Origin of the sequence: Pseudophaeobacter sp. (assembly GCF_048267565.1) — a bacterium.
In the GTDB taxonomy this organism is placed as follows: domain Bacteria; phylum Pseudomonadota; class Alphaproteobacteria; order Rhodobacterales; family Rhodobacteraceae; genus Pseudophaeobacter; species Pseudophaeobacter profundi.
In genome coordinates this window covers 51454-67059 of sequence record NZ_JBLWXG010000006.1, presented here as the reverse complement: position 1 = coordinate 67059, position 15606 = coordinate 51454, and the positions used below count along the sequence as shown (strand labels likewise).

14 protein-coding genes and 1 tRNA gene are annotated in these 15606 nt (G+C 58.4%); 8 read left to right on the top strand and 7 right to left on the bottom strand.

All coding sequences use genetic code 11. From position 1 onward, the window contains the following. Window positions 1–1098: an AI-2E family transporter gene (locus ACN0VH_RS14250; RefSeq protein WP_278922596.1), complete on the bottom strand. Its 1098-nt coding sequence runs from the start codon at window positions 1096–1098 to the stop codon at window positions 1–3. A gap of 263 nt (window positions 1099–1361) precedes the next feature. Between ACN0VH_RS14250 and proS the strand changes: the two genes are divergently transcribed. After that, window positions 1362–2717 carry a proline--tRNA ligase gene (gene proS, locus ACN0VH_RS14245; protein WP_417700966.1) on the top strand — a complete coding sequence of 452 codons (1356 nt, stop codon included), beginning with the start codon at window positions 1362–1364 and terminating at the stop codon, window positions 2715–2717. A gap of 139 nt (window positions 2718–2856) precedes the next feature. On the opposite strand, the gene hemN is transcribed toward proS, so the two are convergent. Continuing rightward, the gene (gene hemN, locus ACN0VH_RS14240; protein ID WP_417700965.1) at window positions 2857–4212 is read right to left on the bottom strand and encodes an oxygen-independent coproporphyrinogen III oxidase; all 1356 of its coding nucleotides are present in this window, start codon (window positions 4210–4212) and stop codon (window positions 2857–2859) included. Between the two features lie 229 nt (window positions 4213–4441). Between hemN and ACN0VH_RS14235 the strand changes: the two genes are divergently transcribed. Further along, window positions 4442–4528: transfer RNA gene (locus ACN0VH_RS14235), tRNA-Leu, on the top strand. Between the two features lie 406 nt (window positions 4529–4934). Here the strand turns inward: ACN0VH_RS14235 and ACN0VH_RS14230 are convergent. From ACN0VH_RS14230 to ACN0VH_RS14220, 3 genes are all read right to left on the bottom strand, one after another. Next, a complete protein-coding gene (locus ACN0VH_RS14230) occupies window positions 4935–6362 on the bottom strand; it encodes an FAD-binding oxidoreductase (RefSeq protein ID WP_278922593.1) in 1428 nt (475 codons plus the stop codon). A 116-nt stretch (window positions 6363–6478) separates the two neighbouring features. Beyond that, complete coding sequence (locus ACN0VH_RS14225) at window positions 6479–6736, bottom strand: DUF4242 domain-containing protein (protein ID WP_278922592.1); 258 nt, start codon at window positions 6734–6736, stop codon at window positions 6479–6481. Window positions 6737–6764: 28 nt separating this feature from the next. After that, window positions 6765–10268 (bottom strand): ATP-binding protein, encoded by a 3504-nt coding sequence (locus ACN0VH_RS14220; protein WP_417700964.1) that lies wholly within the window; start codon window positions 10266–10268, stop codon window positions 6765–6767. Window positions 10269–10579: 311 nt separating this feature from the next. Between ACN0VH_RS14220 and ACN0VH_RS14215 the strand changes: the two genes are divergently transcribed. The 6 genes from ACN0VH_RS14215 (at window position 10580) to ACN0VH_RS14190 (ending at window position 14167) form a co-directional block, all read left to right on the top strand. Further along, window positions 10580–10783 carry a hypothetical protein gene (locus tag ACN0VH_RS14215; protein ID WP_417700963.1) on the top strand — a complete coding sequence of 68 codons (204 nt, stop codon included), beginning with the start codon at window positions 10580–10582 and terminating at the stop codon, window positions 10781–10783. 51 nt (window positions 10784–10834) lie between these two features. Beyond that, the gene (locus tag ACN0VH_RS14210) at window positions 10835–11146 is read left to right on the top strand and encodes a hypothetical protein (protein ID WP_417700962.1); all 312 of its coding nucleotides are present in this window, start codon (window positions 10835–10837) and stop codon (window positions 11144–11146) included. Beyond that, window positions 11143–12006: a hypothetical protein gene (locus tag ACN0VH_RS14205; RefSeq protein WP_417700961.1), complete on the top strand. Its 864-nt coding sequence runs from the start codon at window positions 11143–11145 to the stop codon at window positions 12004–12006. Before ACN0VH_RS14210 ends, ACN0VH_RS14205 begins: the two co-directional genes overlap by 4 nt. A 139-nt stretch (window positions 12007–12145) precedes the next feature. Beyond that, window positions 12146–12397 (top strand): helix-turn-helix transcriptional regulator, encoded by a 252-nt coding sequence (locus tag ACN0VH_RS14200; RefSeq protein WP_417700960.1) that lies wholly within the window; start codon window positions 12146–12148, stop codon window positions 12395–12397. A 1-nt stretch (window position 12398) separates the two neighbouring features. Then, the gene (locus ACN0VH_RS14195; RefSeq protein WP_417700959.1) at window positions 12399–13700 is read left to right on the top strand and encodes a type II toxin-antitoxin system HipA family toxin; all 1302 of its coding nucleotides are present in this window, start codon (window positions 12399–12401) and stop codon (window positions 13698–13700) included. Between the two features lie 269 nt (window positions 13701–13969). After that, window positions 13970–14167, top strand: coding sequence for a hypothetical protein (locus ACN0VH_RS14190; protein WP_417700958.1), 198 nt, complete (start codon window positions 13970–13972; stop codon window positions 14165–14167). A gap of 62 nt (window positions 14168–14229) precedes the next feature. Here ACN0VH_RS14190 and ACN0VH_RS14185 read toward each other — a convergent pair whose 3' ends face one another. Together ACN0VH_RS14185 and ACN0VH_RS14180 are read right to left on the bottom strand one after the other, a co-directional pair. Beyond that, window positions 14230–14418, bottom strand: coding sequence for a hypothetical protein (locus tag ACN0VH_RS14185; RefSeq protein ID WP_417700957.1), 189 nt, complete (start codon window positions 14416–14418; stop codon window positions 14230–14232). Further along, entirely contained in the window at window positions 14418–15503 is a 1086-nt protein-coding gene (locus ACN0VH_RS14180) for a GmrSD restriction endonuclease domain-containing protein (RefSeq protein ID WP_417700956.1), read from the bottom strand. Before ACN0VH_RS14180 ends, ACN0VH_RS14185 begins: the two co-directional genes overlap by 1 nt. Window positions 15504–15606: the final 103 nt, after the last annotated feature.

Here is a 15606-nt window from a genome sequence, read left to right as displayed (position 1 = left end):
TTACTGCTCGTCTTGCTTGTGTTCTGCCTGCCCTTGCAGGGCCTGATAGCTGAATCCCTGGTACAGCCGACTGTCGAGATACTGCCCCACCAGAAAACGTGCAACCACACCCAGTGATGCCGCGACAGGCACAGCCACCAGCATGCCAACAAAGCCAAACAACGCGCCAAAGACCGATAGCGCCAGCAGCAGCCAGACCGGATGCAGCCCGACCGAGCCGCCAACCAGTTTCGGGGTCAGGTAATTGCCTTCCATCACCTGACCAAAGGCAAAGATGCCGGCAACGATGCCAATGGACCACCAGTCGCCCCAGAACTGAAACAAGGCCAGGCCAATAGCGAGGGCACCGCCGATCAGCGCGCCAAGATAGGGTATAAAGGTGACCAGCCCGGCAATGAAGCCAACCGCCAGGCCAAAGTTCAGCCCGACAAGCATCAGCGTTGCTGCATAGTAGCAGCCCAGGATCAGGCAAACGGTGCCCATGCCGCGAATGAAAGAGGCCAGAACCTGGTCAATCTCTGAGACCAGCCGACGGATCACTGGCGCATGATCCCGCGGCAACAGCGCATCAATCCGGGCAATCATCCGGTCCCAATCCAGCAAGAGATAGATGGCCACAACAGGCACGATCACCAGCAGGACAATCAAATTGAGCACAGAGGCCGCCGAGCCGACGATGCCCTCGGCCAGATCAATGCCCTTGCCCTGCAGGGTGCCGGCAATCGACGCGATGGTCTGCTGGGCGCGGCTGCCTTCGGTAAAGACCGATGGAAAATGCGTCTGGGCAAAGCTGCGCAGATCGCGAAACAGTTCCGGCAGGATGCGCACCAGATCGGCCAGCTGGGTAATCAGGGTGGGCAGGACAATCAGCAGCATCAGCAAGAACAGCAGTACAGACACCACGACGATCAGGCTGGTCGCGGCGGTGCGGCTCAGTCCCAGGGCTTCCAGCCGGTCAGCAACCGGGTCGATCATATAGGCAATGGCCGCTCCCAGAACAAAGGGCAACAACACATCCCCAAGCGACCAGAGCAAAATCGCCAGAACTGCGGAGGTAATGCCCCAGTACTTGAATTGTTTTTTTGCGGGCAGGGCCATCAGCTTACTCGGTCAGGGCGCGGTGCGTTGACCCCACTCTTTCCTGATGGCAGCCCGCAGCGCAAGGGCCGAGCCGTGACCCTGTGGCAAAATTTTAGCAAAAGCCGGGCTGCGTAGGCTGCCTGGGGGGCAATCGGCAGCAGGGGCTGGCCTAGTGATCGGTTTGGCAGCGGTCCTGCCTCGGCAATTGGCAAAGCATGATTGCTTGCGGGGCTGTCATGGCTTAGACCGCTGGGAAAACCCTTCGTAAGAATGAGACTGACATGCGCCTGTCCCGCTATTTCCTGCCTGTCCTGAAAGAAAACCCTTCAGAGGCCCAGATCGTCAGCCACCGCTATATGCTGCGGGCCGGTATGATCAAACAATCCTCGGCCGGGATTTACTCCTGGCTGCCGCTTGGCTTCAAGGTGCTGAAAAAGCTGGAAGGCATCGTGCACGAAGAACAGCTGCGCGCTGGTCACATGCCGATGCTGATGCCCACTATGCAGAGCGCAGATCTGTGGCGCGAATCTGGTCGCTATGACGATTACGGCCAGGAAATGCTGCGGGTGCAGGATCGTCATGGCCGCGATATGCTGTTTACCCCCACAGCCGAAGAACTGGTCACCGATATCTTCCGTGCCCATGTCAGCAGCTACAAGGATCTGCCGCTGACCATGTATCAGATTCAGTGGAAATTCCGCGATGAGATCCGCCCACGCTTTGGCGTGATGCGCGGCCGTGAATTCTACATGAAGGACGGCTATAACTTCGACCTGTCCAAAGAGGGCGCCTTGCACGCCTACAACCGCCATCTGGTCAGCTATCTGCGCACCTATGAACGCATGGGGCTGCAGGCGATTCCAATGCGGGCCGACGGTGGCCCAATTGGCGGTGATTACACCCATGAATTCCTGGTGCTGGCTGAAACCGGAGAAAGCGAAGTCTTTTATGATAGCGCGGTGACCGATCTGAGCTTTGGCGATCGTGCAATCGATTACGACAGTGTCGAACAGTGCCAGGGTGTGCTGGAGGAGTTTACCTCCAAATATGCCCGCACCGATGAAACCCATGACGAGGCCCTTTTCAACGAAGTCCCGGAAGAACGCCGTCGGACGGCGCGCGGGATCGAGGTTGGCCAGATCTTCTACTTTGGCACCAAATATTCCGAAGCGCTGGGCGCCACGGTACAAGGCCCCGATGGCAAGCCTGTGCCGGTTCACATGGGCAGCCACGGGATTGGGGTGTCGCGTCTGTTGGGCGCCATCATCGAGGCCAGCCATGACGACAAGGGCATTATCTGGCCCGAAGGCGTCACGCCGTTCCACTGTGGCATCGTCAATCTGAAACAAGGGGATGATGAGGCCGACGCCGCCTGCAATCAGCTTTACACCGCGCTGACCGCGCTGGGGCTGGAACCGCTATATGACGACCGCAAGGAACGTGCGGGCGGCAAATTCGCCACCATGGACCTGATCGGTCTGCCCTGGCGCATCACTGTTGGCCCGCGCGGCCTCAAAAACGGCGTGGTAGAGCTCACCTCGCGCCGCAGTGGCGAAAGCGAAGAACTGTCGCCCGAAGAGGCGGTGAAGAAAATTGCAGCAATCTATGCGCCGCATCAGGCCGGTCGCGGCTTCTGATCCGTCAGATCATCGGGTGTTAAAACAAGGGGGCAGCCATTTGGGCTGCCCCCTTTTTGTTTGTGCCGGGCTGGACCCGCTTTGGCTGCCCCTGGCGCGACGTCGCCAAGGTGGCAGCGGCAGGCCAGTTTTTTGCCCGCTAAGAGGCGCGGCTGAACTTGGCGTCGCTGGGCATATGGGCGTCCAGCAGGCTGGCGATCAGCCGGGTCAGGGGGCGGCCTTCGGGGGGGATTTCCAGTCTGTCATCGCTGAGGGTGACGAAATCACCAAACCGGGCCTGTATCCGCGCAAGATCGGCCTGAAGGCTGTCGGCTTCGGCCCCGAACTGCTGGCGCAGCGCCTGCCGGTCCAGGGTGAAATCGCACATGATCATTTCGATGGCGCGGGCCCGCATTAGATCTGTGTCAGTCATTTCATGGCCGCGGGATCCGGCCAGATGGCCTGCTTCGATCCGTTTGATATAGGCAGGGGTGGCAGGGGCATTCTGGACGTATCCTTCGGCAAAGCGCGAGATGGACGAGGCACCAATGCCAATGAGGCTGGGGCAGATATCTTCGGTGTAGCCTTGGAAGTTGCGCCGCAGATGTCCGGTTTCAGCCGCCTTTGCCAGGCCATCTTCGGGCCGGGCAAAGTGGTCAATGCCAATGGCCGTGAACCCGGCGGCAGCAAAGGCATCAGCCGCCTGTCCGGCAAGTGCGTGGCGTGACAGATCCCCCGGCAGCACCGTTTCGTCGATCAGTTTCTGCCGCTTTGCCACCCAGGGCACATGGGCATAGCCAAATAGCGCAATGCGATCAGGCTTGAGGCTGAGCACCTTGTCCAGGGTGTCGGCCATGCGGTCGCTGTTTTGATGCGGCAGCCCATAAACCAGATCGGCATTCAGCGACTGGATCCCGGCCGAGCGCAGATCCTCCACGCAGGCCAGCGTTGCCTCATAGGGTTGATCCCGGCCAATTGCCCGTTGCACCAGCGGGTCAAAATCCTGAATGCCGATACTGGCGCGGTTCATGCCCTCGGCGGCGAGGGCGGCAATCTTGTCGCGATCCACCAGGGTGGGGTCAATTTCGACCGAAAATTCCCAATCCGGCGTATGCGGGAACACCGCCTTTACCGCCTGGGCCAGACGGTGGATCAGCGCCGGTGGCAGAATGGTCGGTGTGCCGCCCCCCCAGTGCAGCCGCCCCATGCGCAGCCCGGCAGGCAAATCCTGCGCCAGCAGCGAAAGCTCTGCCTCCAGGGTGGTCAGGTAGCTTTCAACCGGGCTGATCGATTGGGTGCCCTGGGTGCGACAGGCGCAGAACCAGCACAGCCGCTCGCAAAAGGGGATGTGGATATAGACCGAGACCGGCACGGCTGGATCCAGCGCAGCCAGGGCGCGGCGCTGGAGGTCCAGCCCGATATCGGGGCTGAACACCGGGGCGGTGGGATAAGAGGTGTAGCGGGGCACGCGGCTGTCAAAAAGCCCAAGCGCAGCAAGGCGATCAATCTGTTTCATACATCTGTTTTGTCGGTTATCGCGGCGCTCGACCTTGCGCAGGATCAAATAAGCAAAGAAATATTTGCGCCCCGCTAGCAGAAATATTGGCCTGAGTAAGATATTGATAGAATAGGGAGTTCAGTTGGATTTTGCCAAGAATCCCTGGTCTGCAAAGTTTTTTTCTACGACGGTGCGTTTCCGTTTGACCTGCCTCTTGCATCGTCTTATACGGCCTCTCACGACACCTGCCCAGGTGGCGGAATTGGTAGACGCGCTAGCTTCAGGTGCTAGTATTGGCAACGATGTGGAGGTTCGAGTCCTCTCCTGGGCACCATTTAGTCAAGCAAGACGGGTTGGGCTAAATACCTGTTTTCACACCATCCTCTAGACCGTCTTTTTGTCACCGGCAGGTCTAATAGCCAACCGCGTGACAATTGATCTGTCTGCGCCTTATGAAGGCTAGGGCACTTTCCCACACCTATTGTGGTTACCCCCAAGAATGTAGGCTGGCACATCCTCGCGCTCCCGCTCCGAGGGTGAAGAATGTTGTCAAACCGTTGTCGCGGCAGGACTATTCCAGCACTCTGTTCAGTCCTCGTCCGTTTCACCGACCAACAGATCAACCGTCTTGATCCACTGATGCCTTGTCGTTCCACTGCACAGGCAGCCGCACTGGTCCTGTCGGAACGCATAGGGGCAGGATTGCCGGAAGGGCGCGCTACCGATTCCGCCCGACAGATTCAGTGTGATTTATTCTCGGGCGTAATGTTGTGGTTTACGCGGAAGAGGTTGTCGGCATCGTAACGTGTCTTGACCTGATGCAGGCGGTGCATGTTTCCCCGATAGGCACCGGACAGGCGTGCGGCCTCATCTTCGGGCATGAAGTTCACATAGACGCTGCCCATCGCGTACGGGGCGAGATCGTCGAACAGGGTGCGAGCCCAGGCGATGCAGCTCTCGTCTTGCGCCGGGGCTTCCCATCGGGTGTGAACGTTCACCACAAAATGGGCCGCGCGCGAGGGGAAGGCGGTTGCAGTCTCTGAGATCATTGCCATCCGGCCCCCTAAATGGGCGATAAAGATTTCCGAGGACGGATCCGGAAGGCTGGTAATTGAGGCGGTGAGCGTGCTGATGGCTTCGGAAGGTAGGCTGTCAAAATCGTGGCTTTTCCAGTAGTTGCGCATGCCGGACGTTAGTAGGGGGTCAAAGGCGGCCTGCCAGCCGGTGAACGGATGTGGACCGATGACATCGGCGATTGGGGTGCCGAGACCGCGCAACTCGGCCAGTGCCTGGGTGCCTGCCTTCATATCTCCGACATAGCAGGCCGCGAAGATCAGCACCGGCGTGCCATGCCACTTCTCTGGCAGGAAGGGCAGCGGCGGGGCCAGGCGCAGCACGCTCCAGATCGTCAGCTCATCCGGCGCCTGATCGGCGATCCGGGCAAAGGCCGGCAGCAGTGTTTCGGCGGCGGACAGCGGATGCACCACCAGCCCGGAAAGCACCTCCGGGCCGACCCGATGCAGCTGGAATTCAAAACAGGTCACGACGCCAAAGTTGCCGCCACCGCCACGCAGGGCCCAGAACAGATCTTGGTTTTCCTCGGCGCTCGCCGTCATGACCTGTCCGTCCGCCGTCACGACCCTTGCCGAAAGAAGATTGTCGATGGTCAACCCGTACTTGCGGGTGATCCAGCCGAAACCGCCTCCCAGTGTCAGCCCGGCGATGCCGGTGGTGGAGTTTATGCCGGTCGGCACCGCCAAGGCATGGGCCTGCGTTTCCTTATCGACATCGCCGAGCAGCGCTCCGGGTTCGACCCATGCGCGCTGCCGCGCCGGGTCAACCTGAACCGAGCGCATCAGGGACAGATCCAGAAGCAAGGCCCCGTCTGCTACCGCATGCCCGGCGATCTGATGCCCGCCAGAGCGGATCGCAAGCAGCAGACCATTCTCACGCGCGAATGTGACGGCCTTCTGCACGTCGCTTGCGCCAAGCGCGCGGACCACAAGCGCGGGGTGCCGGTCGCTCATCGCGTTCCACAGGGTTCTGGCCGTCTTGTAGCCGTCGCTGCCCGGAGGGCAGAGGTCGCCGCGCAGGCTGGCGGCAAAGGTGTCGACGGCGGCATCTGAAATCTCTGTGGGGGCTCCGGTGAGGGATGTGAAAACTGGCATGGGTCAAGGTCCTCCGGTTCGGGTGGAGGTCGCTTGCCTGCAATGCCAAGGGTCGTTTTTTGTTGCGCACTCAGGGTGTCAAAACAGGCTTGCGATGAGGGCCTGATTGGGCGGGATCAGGCGAACAGGCCTGGGTCTACTTTGTCTACGGGCGTAATCACATCGGCCGGGATATCCAGCCGTTTTGACGCACGTCGGATTGATTCTTCATCCGGCGCTTCATAGAGGCAGTACGTCTTGCGTTTGTCAGCGCTGAGGAAGGAAAAAATCCATTCGATCCCTTCCGTGTCGTTGATTTCCTTGATGTGCAGCTTTGCATCGTCTGAAATTTCAAGCTTCCGGGCGAAGTCTCTCTCAATCAGAAAGCGTGGCATCTCGTCCTCCAATCTGCCAGTTGGGTTTTTAGTTAACCTGCCCACGCAAGTGCGTGGTCAGGGCGGTCATGCCGTATTTCATTCCGGCCTCCATCGCCGCAACCGAAAGCAGGGTGGCTGCCTTTTCGTCCTGTGGACGCCCGCGGCGACGCAGGGCACAGGCATAGGCGGACCTTGTATGGGCCGCCCACGGTGCGGCGCGCATCCGGCTATCGAGCGCCAGTGCCGTTTCAAAATGGTCTTCCATTGCCTGCCAGTCCCCCATAAGGGCGGCCAGAGCGCCAAGCCGTCGTCCGGCAGCACCGTTGCAAACCGTGGTGACCCCCGCCATCACGGTGATGTCACGATAGGGCAGCAGCAGCTCGTAGATCTGCGCCGCCATTCGGGTCTCGCAGACCTCGGTGCAGATATCGGCAAGATAAGCGAGTGTGGTCGAGTAAAGCGCATCCAGCGGCAGGTCGAAGCCAGTGTTGGCAATTTCCACCAGAATGCGGCGGGCGGCGTCCTTGTGGCCCAGCTCCGCAGCGACCACGCCAAAACCTGGCTTCCAAGCCATCTCATCTGGGTGATCGTCGAGCAGTCTACGGATCACCGGGGCGACTTCGTGAAGTCGAGCCTGCTCGCGTCGGAGGGTGAACATCTGCATGCCATAGACGCCTTCGACATGGGTGCCATGGGTTTGGTGACCGATCTTCAGCGCGGTTTTGGCATAGGCTTCGGCACCGGCAAAATCACCGTCGAGGATGGCCAGCATGGCGCGGGCGTGCTGGCTGATCCAGTTCAGCTGCGGATGATTGCGGGTCTGTCCAACCTGGTTCAGACTGTCGAGCGCCTTCTCGGCCAGGTCACGGTCCCCCATCTCCATCGCCACATAGAACCGCAGTGATCGGTCGCGTCCCCGGTCGATGTCGCCCAGCGTGTCGGCAAGATCCTGCATGTCGGCAAGGCGGCTGCGCCAGTTGGTAACCTCTTGCAGATCGCGGGCAGCCACCGGGGCAAAGAGGCGTGACATCATCACGGCGAATTGCGCCTTGCTGTCGCCAAGGCGGCTGGCCAGGCTCACGGCCGCCTTGCTGTATTCGGCACTCTGGCTAAACCGGCCAAGGTGCATCGCGCAACGGGCCAATTGGCTCAGCAGGCGGCATCGTTCGGGTTCATCCTCAGGGGGAACCTTCTTGAGCGCATTAAAACAGGTTTCATAGGCTGCTTCTACGCCGGTGCTGAACATCAGTGAGGCGTCCGCCAGCCAATATCCTGCCTTGCTCACCAAAGCATCGAGCCCGGCGTCCTGTGCCATTTGCGCGGCGAGGTGCAGCGTATCCAGCGCGTCGCTGAGGCGGCCGGTGTTTTCATGACTGCGCCCGATCAGGATCAGGGCGGTGATCTGCTCGGATAGGGCGCTGTTGCCCAGATGCTTGGCCTCGGTAAGGCTGGCTTCGGCGCAGGCGGCGGCTTCGTCACCAGCCGAGCGGGCGAGCGCTTTCTCCGCTGCTGCGCGCCAGTAGGTGCAGGCGGGCTGGTGCTGACCGGCCTCGGAAAAATGGCGGGCTGCAAGCTCCGGCTCGCGTGCGACCAACGCGGGGCGCAGATCCAGCAGGGCCTCTGCCACCCGAAGGTGACAGTTTTTCAGATCCTCTGACACCATTGAATGATAGGCTGTGTCCCGCAGCAAGGCGTGGTGAAAGATATAGGCATCGCGACGCTGATCGCTTTCGTAAATCAGTCCGGAGCGGCACAGCTCTGCCAGCATCGACATTACCGCGCTTTCCGGGCAGTCCATGACCCGGGCCAACAGATCCGGGTAGAATTCGCGCCCGAAGACAGAGGCCATCTGCGCAGCGATCTTGGCATCCTCCGGCACCAGATCAAGGCGCGCCATCATGGCCCCCTGCAGCGAGGCGGGCACTTCCGTAGGGGCCTTGTTGGCGTTGGAGCAGACCGTGCGGGTGACCTCTTCGATAAAGAGCGGCACCCCATCGGTGCGGTTGATGATTTCGGCAATTATCGTCTGGTCGGGCACATGGGTGGTGACCTGCGCCACCAATTCTGCCGCCTGAACCGCATCGAGACTGGACAGGTGCAGGATGGTGGCATTGCTGTGCCGGGTCTGCCATCCGCTGTCCCACTCTGGCCGGTGCGTCAGCAGCACCATAATCGGAATCTCGCTGCAGGTGGCCACGATCCGGTCCATCAGCCGCGCCGTCGAGGGGTCGATCCAATGGGCATCCTCCACCACGATCAGCACCGGCTTTACAGAGGCCCGGATCCGGATCACCTCCAGCAGGGTGTGGCTGATCAGTTCCTTCTGCTCTGCTGGTGCCAGTGAGGCCACCGGAGCCGCGACCCTGGCCTGCGGTGCCGCGAGCATCGCATAGACCGACAGCACCCGATCCAGATCGGGGGTGCTCCGCCGCTCCAGCAAGTCCCGCAGCTTTGCCGCCATTTCCTCGGAAGTGTCTACCGGGGCCAGATCCGCGTCATGCGAGATGCGGTCTGCCACCGGGTGAAATGGGGTGGTGGTGAAATAGGGCGATCCGTTGAGCCGGATGATGTCGGTGTTTTCAAGGGGCACCTGACGGTCGAGGAAATCCTCTACCAGGCGCGATTTGCCGATCCCGGCCTCGCCGAACAGCACCACAGCCTCGCCGCTGCCCGCCCGTACACGTGCCCAGATCTGCTCCAGCATGCCCCGTTCATGGGCGCGACCGACGATGCGGTTGTCATAGGCATGATGCAGGCTGTGAAATCGGCTCTCTGCTCTGGTTTCGCCCAGCACCTGCAGCGCGTCCTGCGGTGTGTCGAACCCTTTCAAGTGCAGTGGGCCAAGGGTTTTGAAGGTAAAGGCATTGCCCAGCAAGGGCTTCATATCCGCCGGAATGATCAGGCTGTTCACCGGGGCCTGCGCCTGCAGGCGGGCGGCAAGGTTCATGATGTGCCCGGTCACTGCCCCTTCCTCGCGGGTGCTCTGGCCCACCAGATCGCCGACAACCACCAGCCCGCTGGCGACACCGATCCGCACAGAGATGGGGCTGCCGTCCGGGGCTTTTAGCTGTTGCGCCCGCTGCAGCGTATCCAGCCCGGCTGCAAGGGCGCGATAGGAGTGGTCCTCATAGGCGACCGGCCATCCAAAATAGACCAGAAGCCCATCGCCCAGATACTTTGCGATATTGCCGCCAAAGCGCGATACGCTGCGGGCGACGGTATCCTGATAGTCCTGAATAAGCCGTCGAATTTTTTCCGGACCATATCTGTTTGTCATCTCGGTATAGCCCGCGAGATCTGCAAAAAAAGCCGTCAGGTGGCGCCGTTCAACTGCTGCTGCTTGGCTCTGCTCTGCGGCGGTGGGCTTGGCGGTTAGATCCGTGATAGCGGCCATCAGCAGGCGGCGATGCCCGAGGCTGACGCCGAGGTGTGCCAGATCCTCTTCCATGACGTGGGGCAGGGCACGCATGCCGATGTCGTTCTTGTGGAACACATCCGCATATCGCTGCAAGCCGAGACCACGTAGCCAGCTTTCAACAGTTTTGCCCATTTCAATATTATGGCACTAAGGTGCGATTCCCTCAAGGTATGGTGCGCGCCTTTGGGCGGTTGTTTATAGGTGTCTGATGCAGCTTTTGGTTGACTGGGGTGAATCCGCGCAGACTTCTTAAGTTCAATATTCGTGAATGTATTGCCGGAAAATCCTAGGCCTTGAACGATTTGATCGTTTGATCTGTCTGGTCGAAAGCAGGCGGATATCGTGGGGGCAGGACGCCTCTGTACCGCCATCCTGGATCGGCAACTATTCGCCCGATCCAGGATGGCAGAGCCCTCCCGTGGATCGATGGCCGAGAGCAGACTTTGTCCGATACACGCGGGACGGCCGCGACAAGATTGCTGAATGCCGATCTGTCTCTGCGCCAGATCGCGGTGCTGATGGGCTGGTCGGTTCGCTACGTGGCGCAGGCAATCGAGCATTATGCGCAGGTTCGCCCGGACGAAAGCGATGCGGCCTTGCGCATGCTCAATCGAGCAAAATCACTGTCTCAAGACACAAAAATGTAAACCCCCCTGTAAACGCGGGGCATCCAACACGGCAAGGAGTGATGTAAGTGATTGCTTTTAGATGGAGGCGAGTACCGGAATCGAACCGGTGTACACGGATTTGCAATCCAGAAAGAGAAGCAGCAAAAACAACGATTTAAGGGTGCAAAACACCCTCTGACAAAAAGTGAACAAAAAGCGAAAGTTTCAAAGCCAAATTCGCCGGTTCAAAACGAAAAAGGCCCCGTCACAGCGGCAACTGTGAACCGGGGCCAAATAGAAAAAGCCTGTCAGCTTTCATTGCACATTAGCATGGGCCAGTGCCGTATCGCAAATGCTCAGTCGGCTTTTTCCTGGCCTCTGACACGTGAGGTGATCCAATGAGTTGGCGCATCGCAAACGAATGCGCCGAGCGCCGCTTTGGCAGCGCTGCACGCAAGCAGATCATCATGTTCCTGGCCGACAAGGCGAGCGATGACGGTTCAGGCATCTGGTGTTCCAAGGGGACGATCCAGCGCCACACAGAGCTCAGCGAAAGCACGGTGAAGCGCACCATTATCGACTTCCTGCGCGAAGGCATTCTGATTGAGACAGGGCGGCGGCACTGCAAGAATGGCTACACCGTCATTTACCGCATTGTTCTGGAGCGCGTGGCCGCGCTCGAACCCACGGCCGAGCCCGATATTGAGACGGGGGTCACTGTGAACCCCGTCCAGCCTGATCCCGGTACGGGGTCCACGGTGAACGGGGTACGGGGTTCACGGTGGACCCCAAACCATCCTAAAACCATCCATAAACCCCCTACGCGCAGGCGCGAGGCGGGGGAGGAGGTTGAAGACCTTGAAGCTGAGAAAATTTTGGCGGCCTATCCCGAAGACAGGGTCCGAGATCGGCGAACCAGTCTGCGCCTGATCGCAGCAGCTGTGAAGGCGGGAGTGAAGCCCGATGATCTGAAGCAAGCGATCAAAGCCTATGCCAAGGAAAGCGAAGGCTACACGCGCAGCAAGGTCTGTTTCTCGGACAATTGGTTCAAGATGCGCCGGTGGGAGAAGGGGCTTGCCCAGGTGCAGGCCAACCGCGAGAAGGCGCGAGAGGCCGAAGCCAAGGGGCGTGCCAGCCTCGCCGAGTGGATCCACGAGCGCCATCCCCTGTGCCGCCACATCACGACCCGGCAGATCGAGGGTTTGATTGCGTCAAAGCTGGTGACGCCTGAACAGGTGCGCGCTGCGGGCTTGCAGGCGTGAGAGTATTGGCGAAGTCTGGAAAACAGCTACCAATGCTGTCGAGCATTATGACGCTTAGATCATACTGCAACTTTATGACTTAGAGGTCATATTGACAATTTATGATTTAAAGGTCATATCCAGTGGCAGGAGAACCGCCATGAAGCACCTCGTTCGTACATCAAAAAACTTGGGCCACGCAATTCGCCAGGCTCGGAAGGCAAAGAACCTTACCCAGAAGGAACTCGCCTCGATGAGCGGTGTCTGGCAAGAGACAATTTCCAAGATCGAGAACGGCAGCGGCGGAGCTAAGCTGGAAACGGTATTCGATTTGATCGCGGCCTTGGAGCTCGAGATTACGGTGACCGAGCGCAGCAAGGGTACATCAGACGGGCTTGAGGACATTTTCTGACATGGGCCGCAAGCGCAGCTACACACCCCTGAACGTTTTCCTGAACTCGCGGCTCGTGGGTCAATTGGTGCGTGAGCCCTCAGGCGGCTTCAGTTTCGCCTATGCGCGTGATTGGCTCGAATGGGAGCACCGGATGCCGGTGTCGCTATCATTGCCATTGCAGGAGAACCGCTACAGCGGCGCTCCTGTGCTCGCCGTTTTTGACAACCTGTTGCCTGACAGCGACGTCATCCGCCGACGGGTCGCGGAACGTGTAGGGGCTGAAGGCGTCGATGCCTTCAGCCTGCTGTCACAAATCGGGCGCGATTGCATTGGCGCGCTGCAGTTTCTGCCCGATGGGCAAGAGCCCCAGCCAATGTCCGAGTTAACGGGAGAACCTGTTGACGAGGCGCAGATCGGGGCAATTTTGAGCGACCTCGATCTAGCACCACTGGGTATCCGCCGCGAGAATGACTTCCGAATTTCTGTGGCTGGCGCGCAGGAAAAAACGGCTCTGCTTCGCAAAGACGGCCAGTGGATTGAGCCAACCGGCACGACACCAACCACGCACATCATCAAGCCGCAAATAGGCAGACTGCCCAACGGCATGGATCTGTCCGACAGCGTTGAGAATGAATACTTGTGTCTCAAGCTGATGGAGACGTTTGGGCTTCGGGCGGCGAATGTCGAGATGGCGCAATTTGGCGACAAGAAAGCCTTGGTGGTTGAGCGTTTTGATCGGCGCTGGACGTCTGATGGCCGCTTGATCCGTTTGCCGCAGGAGGATTGCTGTCAAGCACTATCCATTGTGCCCACGCAAAAGTATCAGAACGAGGGCGGTCCAGGGGTCTCGGACATCATGGATCTTTTGTTGGGAAGTGATGACCCCAACAAAGACCGGTACGATTTTTTCAAAGCCAACGTCCTGTTCTGGTTGCTTGGTGCAACAGACGGCCATGGCAAGAACTTCAGCGTCAGCCTACTACCCGGCGGCCGTTTCCGCATGACACCGCTTTACGACGTGCTGACGGTGCAGCCGACCGTCGACGCCCGGCAGATCGAGAGGAAATACTTCAAGCTCGCTATGAATTTCGGTAACTCAAACCATTACAAAGTGGCAAATATAGTCGGCCGCCACATCGTGGAGACAGGAGTTAAATCCGGCTTGTCCCGCGCTGTCGTGCAGGGCCTGTTCGAAGAGCTGCAGGAGACTTCGCACACGATCGTTGAGGTTACGTTCAATCAGCTTCCGGCGGGTTTCCCTGAGGCGTTGCTTTCTTCGATCGACGGCGCGCTGAAGGCTAGGTTGCACCTGCTGAACTAAAGCTGGTTGCGCCTGTCTGGTGGGAAAGTGCGTCTATTCTGGTTCAAATGAAATCAGGTCAGGTTGTCGTGCCAAACTCAGATCCTCAACGCCGTGTTTCTGATTGCTGAACATAAGCGGGCAACCGGGACAGACGCGGTGCAAGCCCCGCTTCAACAAGAAAATTCCCCTGCGCCAACGCATTCCTCGCGAGGCAAGTTTCTCGCTGACAGCCCCTTGGTGCCAGCTTTGGTCATGTTCATCGAAACACTCAAAGTGAGGATCAAAAAATGGCTACTCAAACTCTGAAACTGAACGTCAAATCCGGCGAAAAAGACGGCAAGAACTTCTGGGACCGCTGCGGCGTCCTCTTCGTCAACACCGACGACGACGGCAACATCACATCGATCAACGTCAAACACAGCATGTTCCCCGATGTCGAAATGGTCGCATTTCCGCGCCGCGATGAAGAGCCGGTCACCGAGTGACCTGAGCGCCAGGGCGGGTTGCCCGCCCTGGCTCCGCATTGCTCTAAGCTCACGATCTTTTCTCAGAAGCGTCCCTTGTTCCATTCATGCTCTTCCGCACGAGAAAGGGGCTGCGATGATCCTTCTTTGCGAACGAAGAACTCCTCCTTACCTTCTGAAATCACGTAAACGGGTTTGTTCGCCCTTGTGACCTCAACATGGCAAATCTGTTTCTCATCATAGGTTGGCCAGTTGAGCTTCCAGAGCTTCATTACATCCTTGCCGATGAATACCGCAGCGACAAGGAAGAACGCCAGAAGAGCTCTTCCAGATATTTCCGTTGCTGCCCGCTGGGTGACTTGCCCGTTTTCAAGAAGAAGTAGGCAAAAGGCACGATAAGAGTGTCGTAGGGCAGAATTTGGGAAACAGGTATCCGCAATACTGTTCGGAAGTGATCGATGGTCTTCTCGATCGCAGAGATGACATCATCCCACCTTGCAATGATGTCCGCCTTGTCCAGGCCAAGGATCGTCTTTCGCTTGCACTCCTTCGACTCGCTTATGACGAGACTCAGGATTTGCAGAAGAACAGAGGGAGAAATGTTTTCGTACTTGCTGTCATTAAGCCTTTTCTGGAACTTCTCCCAACGGGCCTGCATGTCGAAATCAGCGGCTTCGTCGTAGGTCTTGGCCGACATGATTTCGAAAAGCGTGAGAACCTTTCCCCCCGTATTTATTCGAGTAAACACCTCAATGGCGGACTCGATATCGTTCTGTCGAAGGGTGACGGTTGAGAACGCATAGGTCTTAAAGGCGCTGGAATAAGCACTGATCTGATTGATTTGTGGTTTCTCAAAACCACGCTGTTCCAGTTCATTGCCCATCTGGTAATCAAAGTTCAGAACGTCATGCAGAGGTATGAAAACCTCCGCCTCGTCTTTCACGGTGACGATGTCCTTTTCCTTCTCCTCGAGGTTCTCTTCCAGGTTCACGACGATGTCTTTGTAGTCGGTCACCTTTTTCTCGGTGGGTTTTCTGATCTGCGCGCCAAGATAAGCCGCGAAGAGGGAAGTGATGCGTTGCTGCCCATCAAGGACATACTGAACATTGCGCCCTATGGGCGTCTCGGGTAGGTCAAAGCCACCAATGTTTTTTATATCATTGATGCGTTGATCCGTTTCCCAAAGGATGAAGGTTCCGATGGGATAACCTTTAAGGATCGAGTCCAGAAGCTTCGCGGTTGCCTTCAAGTCCCAGACGAAATCCCGTTGGAACTTGGGTACTTTGATGATGCCTTTTTTGACGTCCGAGATCAGGTCGTCGTATGTCTTCGAATCTGGCTTTGGCTGGTTATTCATTCGTTCGTCCGTCTAATTTCTGCGCATCTGCAATTTTGGTTCGTTCGCAAGCCGTTCCTGCAAATCGCCGCGCTCGCGCAGGTTCAAGTCAGAAAAGCGCTTC